This window comes from Vibrio sp. R12-SW3-ISO1 (genome assembly GCF_059834005.1).
Genome location: NZ_JCBDGK010000050.1, coordinates 1 through 15,284, shown reverse-complemented (window position 1 = coordinate 15,284; position 15,284 = coordinate 1). Strand labels below are relative to the sequence as shown.

At 43.2% G+C, this 15,284-nt stretch carries 14 protein-coding genes and 2 pseudogenes; 2 read left to right on the top strand and 14 right to left on the bottom strand.

What is annotated here, in order from left to right:
- Window positions 1–81: 81 nt before the first annotated feature.
- The 10 genes and pseudogenes from AC6R0R_RS15915 to AC6R0R_RS15870 form a co-directional block, all read right to left on the bottom strand.
- Window positions 82–738: an ISAs1 family transposase gene (locus AC6R0R_RS15915; protein WP_500627423.1), complete on the bottom strand. Its 657-nt coding sequence runs from the start codon at window positions 736–738 to the stop codon at window positions 82–84.
- A 274-nt stretch (window positions 739–1,012) separates the two neighbouring features.
- Entirely contained in the window at window positions 1,013–1,678 is a 666-nt protein-coding gene (locus tag AC6R0R_RS15910) for a glycosyltransferase family 2 protein (RefSeq protein WP_500627422.1), read from the bottom strand.
- On the bottom strand, window positions 1,660–2,748 hold the full coding sequence (locus AC6R0R_RS15905) for an N-acetylneuraminate synthase family protein (protein ID WP_500627421.1): 1,089 nt from the start codon (window positions 2,746–2,748) through the stop codon (window positions 1,660–1,662). The genes AC6R0R_RS15910 and AC6R0R_RS15905 overlap by 19 nt, the downstream gene beginning before the upstream one ends.
- Window positions 2,735–3,592 (bottom strand): SDR family oxidoreductase, encoded by an 858-nt coding sequence (locus AC6R0R_RS15900; protein WP_500627420.1) that lies wholly within the window; start codon window positions 3,590–3,592, stop codon window positions 2,735–2,737. Before AC6R0R_RS15900 ends, AC6R0R_RS15905 begins: the two co-directional genes overlap by 14 nt.
- Window positions 3,593–4,282 carry a pseudaminic acid cytidylyltransferase gene (gene pseF / locus AC6R0R_RS15895; protein ID WP_500627419.1) on the bottom strand — a complete coding sequence of 230 codons (690 nt, stop codon included), beginning with the start codon at window positions 4,280–4,282 and terminating at the stop codon, window positions 3,593–3,595.
- Between the two features lie 15 nt (window positions 4,283–4,297).
- Window positions 4,298–5,311 carry a UDP-N-acetylglucosamine 4,6-dehydratase (inverting) gene (gene pseB, locus AC6R0R_RS15890; protein ID WP_500627418.1) on the bottom strand — a complete coding sequence of 338 codons (1,014 nt, stop codon included), beginning with the start codon at window positions 5,309–5,311 and terminating at the stop codon, window positions 4,298–4,300.
- Window positions 5,312–5,531: 220 nt separating this feature from the next.
- A pseudogene (locus AC6R0R_RS15885) lies at window positions 5,532–5,838 on the bottom strand (ISAs1 family transposase); the annotation flags it as partial.
- A gap of 23 nt (window positions 5,839–5,861) precedes the next feature.
- Window positions 5,862–6,953 (bottom strand): annotated as a pseudogene (locus AC6R0R_RS15880) (ISAs1 family transposase).
- A 529-nt stretch (window positions 6,954–7,482) separates the two neighbouring features.
- Window positions 7,483–8,028 carry a sugar transferase gene (locus tag AC6R0R_RS15875; RefSeq protein ID WP_500627417.1) on the bottom strand — a complete coding sequence of 182 codons (546 nt, stop codon included), beginning with the start codon at window positions 8,026–8,028 and terminating at the stop codon, window positions 7,483–7,485.
- Window positions 8,025–8,999: a UDP-glucose 4-epimerase family protein gene (locus AC6R0R_RS15870; RefSeq protein ID WP_500627416.1), complete on the bottom strand. Its 975-nt coding sequence runs from the start codon at window positions 8,997–8,999 to the stop codon at window positions 8,025–8,027. The genes AC6R0R_RS15875 and AC6R0R_RS15870 overlap by 4 nt, the downstream gene beginning before the upstream one ends.
- Before the next feature lie 160 nt (window positions 9,000–9,159).
- Between AC6R0R_RS15870 and AC6R0R_RS15865 the strand changes: the two genes are divergently transcribed.
- Together AC6R0R_RS15865 and AC6R0R_RS15860 are read left to right on the top strand one after the other, a co-directional pair.
- A complete protein-coding gene (locus tag AC6R0R_RS15865) occupies window positions 9,160–11,034 on the top strand; it encodes a polysaccharide biosynthesis protein (RefSeq protein ID WP_500627415.1) in 1,875 nt (624 codons plus the stop codon).
- A 3-nt stretch (window positions 11,035–11,037) separates the two neighbouring features.
- Window positions 11,038–11,796 (top strand): glycosyltransferase family protein, encoded by a 759-nt coding sequence (locus AC6R0R_RS15860; protein ID WP_500627414.1) that lies wholly within the window; start codon window positions 11,038–11,040, stop codon window positions 11,794–11,796.
- On the opposite strand, the gene AC6R0R_RS15855 is transcribed toward AC6R0R_RS15860, so the two are convergent.
- The 4 genes from AC6R0R_RS15855 to AC6R0R_RS15840 form a co-directional block, all read right to left on the bottom strand.
- Window positions 11,779–12,693, bottom strand: a complete 915-nt coding sequence (locus AC6R0R_RS15855; RefSeq protein WP_500627413.1) for a glycosyltransferase family 2 protein — start codon at window positions 12,691–12,693, stop codon at window positions 11,779–11,781. The two genes, AC6R0R_RS15860 and AC6R0R_RS15855, sit on opposite strands and share 18 nt — an antisense overlap.
- Before the next feature lie 104 nt (window positions 12,694–12,797).
- Window positions 12,798–13,757 (bottom strand): lysylphosphatidylglycerol synthase transmembrane domain-containing protein, encoded by a 960-nt coding sequence (locus AC6R0R_RS15850; protein WP_500627412.1) that lies wholly within the window; start codon window positions 13,755–13,757, stop codon window positions 12,798–12,800.
- 5 nt (window positions 13,758–13,762) lie between these two features.
- Window positions 13,763–14,152 (bottom strand): GtrA family protein, encoded by a 390-nt coding sequence (locus AC6R0R_RS15845; protein WP_500627411.1) that lies wholly within the window; start codon window positions 14,150–14,152, stop codon window positions 13,763–13,765.
- Between the two features lie 13 nt (window positions 14,153–14,165).
- Window positions 14,166–15,284, bottom strand: a 1,119-nt coding sequence (locus AC6R0R_RS15840; RefSeq protein WP_500627410.1) for an NAD(P)/FAD-dependent oxidoreductase, incomplete at its 5' end; no start/stop codon positions are given.

Genomic DNA, 15,284 nt, shown 5'->3' with positions numbered 1-15,284 from the left:
GCAGATAACTTTGCTGAGCGGATGTAGTGCTCAACCTACATAGTTTCTGCCGGATTATCTCCTAGCAGGCGAATTGCAACACTATTCGCAATGTGGTGAGTTGCGACCAGTCGAATTCAACATCATCAAAAAAGCCACATCATGTTCAACTAGGCAAAGACGCGTCTCAGTTACAGCATCGTCTTGCTCTTGGATGACAAACTTGTCACTTTCAAAGTTGTTGATCATGCTGGTGTAAAACATTTCGTTGATCGCTTTTTCCAGTCGCTTTTGGTTGCCTTTGACATCGAGAAGGTAATCCGCTTCTTTCGTATTGATTTTTTCAGCAATGTCCTTCTGACACCCCATTGCATCTATGGTGATTAAGCAGCCCTTGATAGACAAGAGTTCCAAAATCTCATGTATTGCCTTGATCTCATTGCTTTTATCCGCTGTTTTTAATTGACCTAGAACAGTATGATTAGTGGCACTAAAAGCACTAGCCATATGGATAGCACCACAGCGTTTATCTTTGTTATAGGTACGACTAATCGTCTTGCCATCAATCGCGACAACATCGCCTTTAGTGACTTTATGGAAGTCTTTCTTCCACTTAGAGAAACACCGCTGAAGCTGCTTTGCCGAGATCATGTTCACCACTCGAGCTATGGTGTCATGAACAGGTATACCATTGTCAAAATCACCATATTGCCGTAGCCATTTGAGGTTGTCTTCGCAAAAATCTTCAATATCTTCCACCCTCAGCGCCTGCGTTAACCGCTATCACCACAAGGAAAGTTATATCAGCTAATGAATGTTCGACTTTCTAAGCATGGCGCTGGTCGCTAATAACTGACAAATGATAAATGCTCCAAAGGCTCAATCCGTTCATTATGATGGCATTATTACTGTAAAAATCAGTATATGATCGCAGCTAAAATTGAGAACTCAATACGCCACAATGTCTTTAAACACGGTCATGTTCATGATTTTTCGTTACTACGATGTGTCTCCAGCACCGCTTTTCCCTACGTTAAAATCTTCTTATAGTACTTAATAAGCTGACCAAAATTCGGATGTTAGCTTTCCATACCCCACCGAATCGGGGTTTAGAATCTTGCCTTTGCCTAATTACGATTGGAACTTGTCCTACTGATCTTTTGGTGCTGAGCGCTTTACTTAGTAGTTCCGTGCCAATAGAATCATAGGTTTCAAAAGAACCTATCTCTCGATAGAAAGACGTTTTATAAAGCTTCAATCCTGATAGAGGGTCAATAACTTTATAACGCAACTTAAAATATAACGAATAGAGCCGCTCTGAAAATCTAGCACAGGTAGGCCGCTGACCCACAATCACATCGTAATCTTGAACGCTTACTTTTTGATACATTTCAATAATCGAAATGGGATTATGTTGCCCATCAGCATCCATTGTAATGAGGTAGTCAACATTCAAGTTTTCAATTGCGTAATCAAGGCCTCTTTCAATCGCTTTAGCATAGCCATGGTTGTATTCTAGGTCCAACACGATGGCGCCAGCTTCTGAAGCCATCTTTGAAGTTGAATCTTTTGAAAAATCATTAGCCACGATAATTTTGGCATTGTTATCAAGTGCACTAAATATTTCTTTAATTACACTACCTATCGTCTCTTCTTCGTTGTAGGCCGGTATTATAATGGCTAATCGATTTGATTCCATTTGATATACTCACCTTTAATAATACTATCTTTTACAGTACGTCCTAAAATTGATTCTAAGTGATAAGGTTCAATGCCATCTTCTGGGCATGGCCTCAAGCATTCGAGATGCTCTCTTGTTATCTTTTCACCGACGCTGATATTTGACTTCAATCGAATACATCTACGTTGCACGATTACAGTATCCTTCTCGTTCTCTTCAACTTTTTTAACACCAGTGCCCAATGCAAAGTGCAACTCTTGTGAGCGCGCGACCATTTCTTTCCATGAATTTGGGTTCATCGCAAATTTATGGTCTGGCCCTTCATGATTATTGTTATCAGTAAAGTGTTTCTCTATAACATTCGCACCTAACGCTATTGCTCCTAGGACTGTAGAATGGCCAGGTGTGTGGTCACTCAAACCAAGAATAGCATCGGGATACATAGAACGGAATGTTTTCAATACATTGAGGTTTATATACTTAAAGTTATCTAATGATGCAGTATAATTTGTATTACATTGCATCAACACTATATCGCTAGTTTGTTTAAGTGCAGTGTTTAGTGCAAAATCAACTTCATCCATGGTAGATGCACCACAAGCCAACAACAATGGTTTATTTTTACTACCCATCTTATTTATTATTTCTGTCCAAGTAATATCCCCTGAACCCACTTTATAAGCAGGAACAAATGGATCTACAAAGTCAACAAGCTCTAAAGAGTAAGGACTTGTGAAAAATTCAATTCCGGCATCTTTACACGTATCGACTAGTGTTTGTGTCCATTCTAAGTTAATCGATGCGTCTTTATACACTTCAAATACCGATTTCTTCCATTTCTCTTGATGAGACTGCCCACCTGAGAGGTTTTCGAAACCATGTTTACTAACAATAGTTTCGGCATTGAAATGTTGAAACTTAGCTGCATGAGCACCCGCTTCAGCGGCTAAATAGATAAGTTCTTTTGCTTTTTCTAAATTCCCATCATGATTTGCACCAATATCAGCAATAAAATAAGGTGAACCTTCTTTAGATACCTCTGTATTACCGATTTTTATTTTACTAGAAAATTTATTACTTATAGTCATTAGCTACTCTCTCGATTTCTTCAGTTAGCGTTGGCAAAGTGTGATTAAACTTATTTTCAAACAAAGTTACGTCCATTCTCATATCTTTAGGACGTTTTACCGAAAATTTCATAGACTCTACGTTTACCGACTTATATTTTATTTCTTCTATCCCTGACTTCTCCAAAAATCTAAGTAGAAAATCTTGCTTGGACATCCCATTTTTAGAGCCTAAATTATAAATTCCAGGGATCCTTTTCCTTAAAGACAGCTCAATAATCCTACACAATGTATCAATTGATATTGGAGAAAAGTAAACATCATTAAAAAGGTTCAGTTCTTTTCCATTAAGAGCTAGGTTATAAATTGTATCACATAATCCAGTTGAAACTGAGCTAGCACTTCGACCGAAGAAATTTGTTCTAAAAACTGTAGTCTGCTCCGGCAAGCAAGATAATTCAGCGCTATACTTTGTCATGGCATATGAATTATATATTCTTACTTTGTTTTCATCTGAATTATATTCATCATAAAAATGGTCTGTAGAAATATGTATAACGAAAGTATCTTTATTACCTTTGATGTATTCAGCAATATTCTCAGCGATCCTAGTATTTACACGATATGCTTTTTCAATATTAGACTCACATCCATCTACATCTGTATATGCGGCTAAGTTTATAATAAATTCTGGAACCAATTCACATAATAGTTTGACACATGATTGTCGATTACTCATGTCTACTTGGAAATCAGATTCAGAAGATGAACTCGTTACAGTCTTAACGTCATATAGATTAGCCAAATAATTTGTTAAAGAAGATCCTAGTAGCCCACTAGAACCAACTATTAATACGCGCTTCATTTATTTATTCACCATCAGCTGATATTTTAACTCTGCGATGCTCCAATCTTCCAACGTATCAATATCTTGCGCATAATTCTCTTTCAGTATATAAGGAATACAACGTTTGGTTATTAATCGCTTTTCTTCTAAAACTGCGGAAGTTTTACAAATATAAAATTGACCAGCATCATGGTAATTAGCTTCGAGATCCTGACTTCTGCAGTTGTAAAAATCTGGATGATTAGATTCCAAATACTTAGAGTTTATAGATAAAGAACGTTGGATAGGATGTGAGTATGGTAGAACCGATGCAATACTCGTAGCGCTTGCATCCTTATCTAACTCATTGCATGCATTCACTAAGATTTCAGGTGTAACAAATACTGAAGTCGGATAAATGCAGCATACATAATCATACTTGCCGTCTATCTTCGATAATACTTCTTTGATTACATCGAATGTAGTAGCAAAATCACCAGAGTTGGTCTCACTTCTCAAAAACGGAACCTCAGCACCAGCCATTAGTGCTACGTTTTTTATGTCGTCACAATCTGTTGATACGATTATCGTTTCAAATATACTTGATTTAACCGCAGCATTTATTGGGTAAGTAATAATTTCTCGTCCAAAAAACGGTTTTATGTTTTTCTTTGGTATTCGCTTACTACCGCCTCTAGCCGGAATTATTGCTAATATCTTATTATTCATACAATAGCAGTCCAGTTAAACAGAGAAGTTAGGGTCAACATGCTCTTTTATCAAAGTTCGCAGACCTTCGATAGTTTCCCATTCTGTATTGGTACCCGAGTTGTACTTAAATCCAAATGGCACTTTTTTAGCTTTATGGTGTTCAATGTAGTCTTGCTCTTGATACGTAAAAGATACCGAAGGCAAGATCGCATAGTAGCGACCTAAATCAATCGTATTCAGAGAATCTGTATCTGTGATCATCTCTTCATGCAATTTTTCACCCGGACGAATGCCTACTACCTTCGTTTCTACGCCCGGAGCTACAGCTTCCGCGATATCAAGGATTTTGTATGAAGGAATTTTAGGGATGAAAATTTCGCCACCTAGGTGATTTTCGAGTGCGTACATCACCATATTCACACCATCTTGCAATGAGATATTAAAGCGAGTCATTTCCTCATGAGTGATTGGCAATATGCCTTCTTCTTTCTTTTTCATGAAGAAAGGGATTACAGAGCCTCGAGACCCCATCACGTTTCCGTAGCGAACGACACTAAATCGAATATCTTTAGAGCCTTTAATGTTATTTGCTGCAGTAAATAACTTATCAGAGGCAAGTTTAGTCGCTCCATAAAGGTTAATAGGCGCACACGCCTTATCAGTCGATAATGCCACAACGTCTCTTACACCACACAGAAGAGCTGATTGGATAACGTTTTCAGCACCATCGATATTTGTGCGAATACACTCCGTAGGGTTGTACTCTGCTGTATCTACTTGCTTTATCGCTGCAGCATGGATAATGACATCAACACCTTCGCATGCTTGAATCATACGGTTTCTATCACGCACATCACCGATAAAGAAACGAAGTTGAGGGAATTCCTTGTGAGGGTACTTCTGTTTTATTTCGAACTGCTTAAGCTCATCTCGAGAATAGATGATGATTTTTTTAACGTCTTGATAGCGCTCTAAAATAGTTTTAATGAACTGTTTTCCGAATGAGCCAGTACCGCCTGTAATAAGGACAGTTTTATTATTTAACATTTTTTACTCTCTTTTGTTTGATTATACAATTTCAAGCATTAAGCCTGGCCTGAGACACGTTTCATTCATTTTGACACAGCCTATTGCTAGCTATCCCTTGTAAAGCCTAAAATTTGCTTGTTTTCTAAAAAGGCCCCAATAGGTCACACAAACTGTCAAGGCCAGGGTAAGATTACGAAGTCCCTTGCCCCGCAAGGACTAAAGAAAGGTACGCGTTACTTCAATTCGCTTTCTTTTGCTTTCTCTTAATCCCTGCTTTAAAACTTTTCTTTGCCGTAAGTAAATTCAGAGCGATATGCCAAGCCACGGCTAAGTTTTCTCCTGCCTGCTCACGCCTAATACTACAGCTATCGTCATTGAAACCGACATCGAGTCGCCAATGCATCTGCTTTTCGATACTCCAGTGCGATCGTGTCCCCTCCAGTAACTCTTTTGCAGATAACGTTGCTTAGCTGATGTAATGCTTAACCTGCATCGTCACCTTCCTGGCGAATTGAAACAACCATTCCGAATATGGTGTGTTGCGGCAGGGTTCCCGCATGAATGTTTTTTAACCACCAAACAGCACTTTCTCCCGATAATCGATATCCAAAGCACATCGCATTGGTCTGCGCTTTAGCGTTCCTTTCTCGGGAAGCAATTTGATCAAATTAATGCACATTTGACGAATTCGGGATAAGTTTTGAGCGGCTTGCTTAAGCATAATCCGGCAGTCATCTTCTTTCATCACCGCATCAAGCCACCAATGCATACTCTCGATTTCCCAATGACCTCTACAAAGCTGACCAAACTCTTCCGGCGTCAGCGCCTTAGATGAGATGAAGTAACGGATGCCTAAGCTACCGGCAACGTCATCGCCTTCTTTTTTATGTGTCACTGCAATACAAAGACTTTTTAGCCCTTTCCAATCCACCGCAAAGTCACCAAACGCTTCTGTAAATGGCACCACAGTATACATTCTCGTTGTTGTTCTGCCTCGTTGCCCTGATTCCACTGCCTCTATACCCGTGGCTTTGTGTTCTGCCAGTTGAGAGAACGAAAAGTGACGCTGAAACAGAGCATGTAACGCCTTTTGGTTATCTTTTACTGCGAGTAAATAGTCACCTCCTCGGTCGACGATTTCAGCAGCAATACTGCGTTGACAGCCCATCGCATCTAAGCTTACGACTTTATTCTTGATCGCGATTAGCTTGAGTAACTCTGGTATCGCGGTGATCTCATTACTTTTTCTGTCCGTTTTAACTTGCCCGACCACCAAGCTTGAATCCACCGCTTAGGCGCTCACCATCTGAACTAAGCACTTGTTTTTACTTTTATCAAAGGTGCCACGCAGGGCTTTTCCATCGATGGCTATATGCGTATCAATAAGCTCATTTTCGGCTCTAATCTCATTGCACCAGCGGGCAAAACAGAGTGAGAACTCTTCAGGGTCAACTAACGAGACAATCCGAGCAAGGGTATCGTAGCTAGGCGTACCATTATCGTATCGGCCGTATCGCTTTAACCAGCCAATATTTAGATGTCCAAACTCTTCAATATAATCCCAAGTTTTGTAACCGCAAAGCACAGAAACGACGACCTGAAACAACACTTCAAAGAAGTTGTATGTCACCTTTTTTGACTGACGAGGGTCGTTTAACATGGTAAATTGCTCTTTAAATGTCTCAAACTGCATCGATTATTACTCACCTCCGGAACCAGGCAGCATAAGATCACATAACCGCAACAAACTAAAGTCTATTTTGAAATTTTATCCCGAAAGATTGAGAAACAGTGCGTCAATAACATGCGGGAACCCTGTGTGTTGCGGCCAATCGAAATCAACATCACTCAACCCAATTTTTAGGCAAAAAAAAGTCCCAGTAACTTTACAGTCGCTGAGACGTTATTGTTTGATTTGGAGACACCGCAACATCCTTGACGCGTTTACAACTCATTCTTTTCGTTCTTGTTTGGGATTTAACCCCAATAGTCACCATTCATGCAAAGACGCTACCGCCCATTGACATTGCGTTGGCCACATTACGCAAACATTCACATTGTGTGCGACGTCTGACGCCGCGCTCATACAAGTAATACTTTAGGCTGATTATGAGCGCTTTTATTATGCACACCGTTGTTCAGAATACAATTGAAAATTAACGTAAATTGTTGCGTAGCGCGACTGGGCATCAAACGCGATCGCCAGCCCCTTTGCCCAGTACCGTTTGAATAATGCAAAGGAAATACTGCTTGAGTGTTAGCTGTGTAATCATGCGGACGTCCCACTCAACTAATAGTTCAGGTGTCGACATATCAATATCGTTGATTTGCGCCAAGCCGGTAATTCCTGGCCGAGCTTCATATACCCCTTTCGCTTCACGAAGTGCAACCAATTCGGTTTGATTGAAAAGACACGGCCTTGGACCAACCAGGCTCATCTCTCCCTTAAGAACATTAATCAACTGCGGTAACTCATCAAGCTTGGTCTTGCGTAGAAATCCGCCCAGCTTGGTCACCGAACTCTTGCCCACTAGGTGCGTGGCGACCGACGCGGTTTCAACCGGCATCGTGCGAAACTTGATCAGCGTAAATGGTCGCTGAAAACGCCCCACTCGAGTTTGAAAAAACAATGGAGAACCGGTATCAAAAAAGCCCATTACGCACACTATAAGGAGTACGGGCCAAAGTAGGAGTAACCCTACGAGCGCAAAAATAAAATCCAACCAACGAATCACGACATACTCCTGTTTTTGTCTTTGTCTTGTGTATCTATAAAATGCGTGACGGTCCGCGCGATGCCTTCATGAAAAGGAACCACCGGTGACCAGTCCAGAATCGATTGTGTTTGCTCAATGTCCACCTGTAAGTTGCCGCACAATCGCTCCGCCACGCCGGGCTTTCCGATGCTCTTTGCGATCCATTGAATCCAGCGCATTGGGATCGGTATCAGCGCCGACGGTTTTCCCATTGCTTTTGCCACCGCTTTCAATAATTGTGTGGTTGAGACATCCTCGCCATCGGACACTAAAAAAGTATGCCCGCTCGCATGAGGATGCACACAACTGGTCAGCATCAAATCCACCAAGTTATCGAGGTAGACCAGGCTGCGCACGTTGTGGATCGCGCCAAGTGGCAAAGGCAACCCTTTGGCCACCCACCCCATCATGGATTGGAAATTGGCCTTCACACCAGGCCCGTAAACCAGCGGCGGGCGAATGATCACCAGTTCCATATCCGTGCGCTCGCACAAGGCTTTCAGCGCCATTTCCGCCTCATACTTACTTAGGCCGTAGGGATCATCGGGGACATGGCCTACATCTGGCATAAAAGGCTGACCGGGCAAAGTGCGCTCGCCATTGACTTTAATGGAGCTGACAAACACAAAGCGTTTAACGCCTGCTTTCGCCGCTTGCTCAGCAAGATGCAAGGTGCCATGAGTATTCACTCGGCGATACGCTTCTAGAACGTTACTTTCACTCTCTTGCATTTGATGGACCCGAGCGGCGCAATGAATGACACAATCGACATCGTCAAACGCGCCTTGCCAATCGGTCTTGGCATCCAAGGCTTGGATCGCAAACGAGGACTCAGAAATCGGCTTAGAGGATACGCGGACAACGCCCACCGCCTGCCAGCCTCTCTGTTTCGCCAATTGCATAGCGCGAGCGCCAACAAAGCCGTTACTCCCGGTGACTAATACCTTCATTTTCCCCCTGCGCTAACCGGCGCTTTTCTCGTACAAAACAATGTGTGAGAACACAATTGGGGCAAATGATACCGTTTTCCTCTAGCGTTTGACATTAAAGGTTTCTAGAATACAGGCGACATAATAATAAATACTAATTTTCAGCTGGCAGTGGTATTCGATGTTCACCCCCATTCAACTTCTTCTTAATGCCAGTCGCAGAAACAAGCGGCTGATCACCATTCTCTATGACATCCTTGCGGTGATTGCCTCGCTGTATTTGGCCATTGTGTTTCGCTTAGGCACCACAGAGTTTGCGATTGGGTTTGACGAATTTGCCAGTCTTGTGGTGACACTCGCCGTCACGATCATCAGCTTTGCCAAATTAGGGATGTACCGAGCTGTTTTGCGCTACATGATGCTGCCCGCGGTAGGGTATATCTTCTTTAGCGTCTTACTGTCGACCTTAGCACTGGCGCTCAGCGGCTTCTTCTTTCACTCCTTTATTCCTAGAAGCGTGCCGTTTATCTATGCCGGATTAGCGATTTTGACACTAGGTGGCCCGCGTATCTTCATTCGCACCATCTATTATCATTATTACCGACGCCAAAAGCCCAATGTCTTCATCTATGGGGCGGGGTCTACCGGTCGAGACTTAGCCTATGCCCTCATCCAAGGCGATGAATACCACCCCGTAGCTCTGCTTGACGATGACCGCAGTAAATCTGGGCAAATCATGTTTGGCATTAAAGTATACCACCCGTCAGAGTTCGAGCAGCTTCAGTCGCTCTATCAGCCTGTTAAGTTGCTGCTCGCTATCAACAACATCAATAAAGGCCAGCGCTTGCGATTGGTGGAAAAGCTCTCCAATTGGCCAATTGAAATCCAATCGGTACCTTCCGTCGAAGACATCGCAGCAGGTAGAGGCAGTGCAACAGAAATCAAAGACTTGGCTGTCGGTGATTTGTTAGGCCGCGCGCCTGTCGACCCAGACACCGAGCTCATGTCACAAAACATCACAGGAAAGAACGTCATGGTCACCGGCGCCGGTGGCTCGATTGGCTCTGAGCTTTGTCGCCAAATTCTTGCTCAAAAGCCGGCCACCCTGCTTCTCTTTGAGCTCAACGAGTACAACCTGTACAAAATTGACCAAGAGTTAAACGGCATCAAGGCAAAACTCCAATCCGAGACAAAACTCGTTGCGGCGCTGGGCTCAGTGCAAAAAGAAAACCGCCTAACCAAGTTGATGACGGCGCACCGCATTCAAACCGTGTATCACGCTGCTGCCTACAAGCATGTGCCGCTCGTAGAAGACAACATTGTCGAAGGGATTCGCAACAACGTCTTTGGTACGCTTGCCTGTGCGAACGCCGCCATTGAAACCGGCGTTGAGAACTTCACCTTAATCTCCACCGACAAAGCGGTTCGCCCCACCAACATAATGGGGGCGAGTAAGCGCCTCGCTGAACTGGTACTGCAGGCGCTGGCCGATAAACAATCGTCTACCACTTTTACGATGGTTCGCTTTGGTAATGTTTTAGGCTCTTCGGGCTCTGTTGTACCGCTTTTTAAAAAGCAGATCCGTTCGGGCGGCCCTGTGACAGTGACGCACCCCGACATTATTCGCTACTTCATGCTCATTCCTGAGGCCGCGCAGTTGGTCATTCAGGCAGGCGCGCTAGGGCACAATGGACAAGTGTTCGTGTTAGACATGGGTGAGCCGGTTAAGATTTTAGACTTAGCCAAACGTATGATCCACCTGATGGGGATGAAGGAATACACCGCCAACTCACCAGAGGACGGTGACATTGAAATCAAGTTTACGGGTCTTCGCCCCGGAGAGAAACTCTATGAAGAACTCTTGATTGGCGATAATGTAGAGGGAACGGGCCATCAAAAAATCATGACCGCTTGTGAAGACAAGTTGGACTGGAAAGCAATGAAGCAACTGTTGGATGAGCTGGATACGTGTTGCCACAATTTTGACGTGAGCTGTATTCGACGCATCTTACTTGATGCGCCGACAGGCTATACACCCCGCGAGAATGAAAGCTGATTTATGACTGTATTTATTTCTATTGTAAATCACCATCACGATGCGATGATTGTCGATAACCCGACCCTGCCGACACTTGCCCAACATTTTACGATCATCATAAAATCCAACACCCAGCCAACGCCCGCACTCACCGGCTTCTGCCGTGAACACCATATCCATCTACTCCAAGGTTCTAAACCCAAGGGATTCGGGGCCAACAATAATGAAGTGTTTCAGTACGTTAAATCGCATCTGAGCCCAACCGGTGAAGACTTCTTTTTGGCACTGAACCCTGATGTTGAAATCGACGCAGAGAGCGTGTCAGAGTTGGCAACACAAGCGACTGAGTACCAAGCCGACATCTCGGCAATCAACCTCTACACCGACAAGTCGCTGAGCACTTACGATCGCTCTATTCGACGCTACCCAAGTCTATTGTCACCATTAAAATCTTTAGTTGGGATACCCAGAAGTGATGTCTACGACAAAAGCAAAATTGACAAACCAACGCGAATCGAATGGGCCGCTGGTTCTTTTCTTCTCTTCACTGTCCATAGCTTTGAGTTACTAAGCGGCTTTGATGAGCGTTACTTCATGTATTTTGAGGATGCCGACATCTGTACGCGTGCGAACAAGCACAAGTTAAACGTCTATTACTTCCCCAACATCAAAGCCGTCCACTTTGCATCTCATCAAAACAGACGATTTCTATCCAAGCATTTCATTTGGTATTGGCAAAGTTCTCTAAGGTATCAATTGAGGCTACATTGGGGAGTTTGAAGAGCCCGGTTTCCGTTTTTTGTAAAAAAGACCATCTTTCACACCCCGAACCAGGGACTTGAGATGTCCGACCTTCTCGTCAGTAAAGACCACGAGAAAACCTTGATGCACAATAGAAAAAACAACTTCTCTTAGGCTCGTCAGTTTGGGCACGTGCGAGTATCTGAGTAGAAAAAATGAATTTCGGATCCGATAGTAGCGCCTAGCGGCAGAATGGACAGGAACACGCCACCTCAAAAACTTAATATTGTTCGTACCAATTTCATGTTCCATGACTAAGCGTGGTTCCACCAATATCGGATATCCTTGCTTACGCGCTCTTAAACACCACTCCGTATCGACATAATCGATAAATAAAGTCTCATCCATCAAGCCTACACGGTTGAGCGTCCCTTTTTTCACTGCCATTCCCGAAGAAATGATACAAGACGCTTCTGTAGGGTGAGCATAGTGACTAGGTAAACGCTTTTCTCTTAGACCCCAGTGATTTAATTTGATGACCGGATATTCAAACTTAGACACACGATTGTAAAAGCGGGGGCCGAGTACAAGTGCGCTGCCATAGTCACGCTCTAGCTTCTGATACGTTTCTTCGACCTGCCTCAAATAATCGTCACCAATCGATGAGTCTTGATCAAAGAACACCACAAGATCATCGTCATCGTTCTTAAGCTGCCTTATCGCAATATTTTGTGCCTCAGCGATGCCAAGATTGGCCTCCAAACAAATGAGCTCCACTCGTTCGAACGACTGACAAACCTGCGCAAGCTCTTTGGCATTTTCACTGCCATTATCTACCACTATGACGCGGTTGCCATTTGCCTGACAAGCGCTCAGTAAGGACCCGATACTCGGCAGATCGGGGTGAAAGGTGATGATGATTGATGATACTGACAAAAGAACTCCTATCGACAATAGCAATGCAGAGAACAACAAACAAAATTACAACGGCATCACTACCCAGCATTTACTAGCGACATCAACGAATAGCGGTTATAAGATTACAGTCGCGCTCGTTGCCTTAGAAGATAAAAACCAGAAAGCAGTGTGGCTATCAAACCAAACAGCATAGCTAGCCACAATGTACAAAAGCGAACGACTAAAGCGACAAACGCCCCCACAGACAAAGAAACGTCAAACTGATGCAGCAAGTATACAATCGCCCCCTCCGTCACACCAATGCCACCGGGAATAAAGGAGACAGCGCCAGATAGCATCGCGGCAGGATAAATAGATAAAGCCGAAACAAAGGGAATCGACAAATCAAAAACAACACAGCAGTACACTAATGTTAGCGCTGTCAGAGCCCACGCTGTGCTTCCTAACCCCATACACACAGCAAAAAGGCGAAAGTTGAGACTCGCGTTCATGTTCAGAAGAACTTTATAGATAAGGAGTGCAAACCTAGTAATATATCGGCTGTTTAACTTCCGTGCACTTTTACATAACTGACGACTTACCGATATTTTAACAGCCAAGAACGCGAGAATAAGAATGATGGATAAAATAGCCACGGCAACAAATATTAAACTTGGAAAGCTAAAAAATACGAAACTCGCCAATATCAGTACGACCAATAGATCAAAGGTGCGCTCTATCAAAAAGCTAGAAACAACCTTATCTGAAGAAACCCCAATACCTTGATAATATACAGCTCGCGTTAACTCACCAACTTTCCCTGGAGTTGCAGTATATGCAAAGCCAGCGATATAGAAACACATACCACTCACAAAGTGATGCGAATGATCATGGTGCCTCATTAACACGTGCCATCGAACGTATCGAAGAAAAATACTCGAAGCAAATAGAAAGAACAGCACCAATCCATCAATAGGGTTGAGGTTTACAGCTACCTCATGGGGAATGTGCTCCGAGAACACCGTCCCCAGTAACACATATCCTATTGAGATCAGGCTAAACGCAAATATCGCTGAGCGAGACATACGAGATGTTGATTTCATTGCGACTAACGAAAAGATAGTCTCTTGTGGCCAACGTAACTGGTAAAGACCGGCACGATAACACCAACCAAATGCGATATTTCTTCCACGTAGTGAGTAATACCCAGAGACGGTAGTCCGTAATTGGCCAAAAACATGCTCACTGCCCAAGTCTGCACAACCGCCGCCAAGTTCACCAAAACAAAATAAAAGGCAGACTTCGAAACCGAATTGGTCGCACTCCGAAAGACAAAAAGTTTCGCGAGTACGAAAGCTGTAATCATTCCGGTGATATAAGCAAAAACTATCGCTGTGGAGAAGCTAACATATTGGCTGTACAGTACACGGCTGCCAAAGTTGACAGCCGCTGCAAACCCACCCGTACATAAAAACAGGAAGAACTGATTCGACAGCATTGGTATCCGCATATTATTTAAAAACCTTATTAGCGATATCGGTACCAAATCGAATACCCTCTGATACCCCGCGATCTTCTGGGTAGTAATACGAGGTATCTGCAACATATAGTCCTTCAACAGGTAAATCGACCGGTGGTAATTTTTCTAAGAAACCTGGATCACAAATAGGTTGCGCATATCGATAACGACTCACATGGATATCTATGAAGTCTGAATCTTCGAGTTCAGGGTTAAGAAGCTTAAGGTGCTTCTTAACCTTCTCGACGAACGTTTCATTGGAGTCTGAATACTTTTCGTGTTCAGCTGGCATGTAATAAGGCACATAGACGATATGGTCATCGAGAGGGTTTAGGTTGCTATACTCAACAATCCCTGGGATATCCATTCGACTGTCGTTGATGTTGAGCCAAAAGTTTTCGGTAACTGCTTTTTTCAATTTCGCAATCACACAAACAACAGCGATGTTGGAGAGTGCTTTAAACTGCTCTAGCTCTTTTTCTGGCAATTGAGGGATAATACGTGGAATGTACGGTGCAGGGACAGTACTAATCACGTTTTCGAACTCTAGAAATTGACCATTTACGTCCAATCCCACAACTTTGCCATCTTCGATCTCGACTTTTCGAACAGGAGAAGATAGTTCAATTTTCCCTCCGAGTTCCTCTATTTTATCTTTCATCGCAATGAGAAGAACCTCTGACCCACCTTCTAGGTAGCCTAGCTTTTCTTCCATCATACTATAACGCGAATTACCAATTCGCTTGATACGGGTCCATATCCAAGCAGCCGATAAGTTATTAGAAAAGTTATAAAACTTTAGATCAAACAAGCTTTTCCACATCACATCATATGCTTGCTTCCCAACCCATTTTTTGATCCAGCTGGACGCTTCTTTTTTATCAAGACCAGACCAATCAGACCGTTTTGTGGAAGTAAAAGCATGCAGGCCGTAGCGAATTTTAGACACCAAGCTCAACTTTGGAAACTTTAGAAGTGCAATCGGATTCCCCCAAGGATATAGCTCTCCTTGGTAGTAATAGCCCATTTTCGTTTTCGTCCACTTCAGCTTATCATCCAAGCCCATCTCTGAAATCATGTCAAAATGAGGTTGGTCGTTTGCACATATAAA

Bases quoted from the DNA above. Each gene is read 5' to 3' on its own strand.
- AC6R0R_RS15910 (WP_500627422.1), bottom strand. From the start codon at position 1,678: ATGGAATCAAATCGATTAGCCATTATAATACCGGCCTACAACGAAGAA.
- AC6R0R_RS15905 (WP_500627421.1), bottom strand. From the start codon at position 2,748: ATGACTATAAGTAATAAATTTTCTAGTAAAATAAAAATCGGTAATACA.
- AC6R0R_RS15900 (WP_500627420.1), bottom strand. From the start codon at position 3,592: ATGAAGCGCGTATTAATAGTTGGTTCTAGTGGGCTACTAGGATCTTCT.
- pseF (WP_500627419.1), bottom strand. From the start codon at position 4,282: ATGAATAATAAGATATTAGCAATAATTCCGGCTAGAGGCGGTAGTAAG.
- pseB (WP_500627418.1), bottom strand. From the start codon at position 5,311: ATGTTAAATAATAAAACTGTCCTTATTACAGGCGGTACTGGCTCATTC.
- AC6R0R_RS15870 (WP_500627416.1), bottom strand. From the start codon at position 8,999: ATGAAGGTATTAGTCACCGGGAGTAACGGCTTTGTTGGCGCTCGCGCT.
- AC6R0R_RS15865 (WP_500627415.1), top strand. From the start codon at position 9,160: ATGTTCACCCCCATTCAACTTCTTCTTAATGCCAGTCGCAGAAACAAG.
- AC6R0R_RS15860 (WP_500627414.1), top strand. From the start codon at position 11,038: ATGACTGTATTTATTTCTATTGTAAATCACCATCACGATGCGATGATT.
- AC6R0R_RS15850 (WP_500627412.1), bottom strand. From the start codon at position 13,757: ATGAAATCAACATCTCGTATGTCTCGCTCAGCGATATTTGCGTTTAGC.
- AC6R0R_RS15845 (WP_500627411.1), bottom strand. From the start codon at position 14,152: ATGCTGTCGAATCAGTTCTTCCTGTTTTTATGTACGGGTGGGTTTGCA.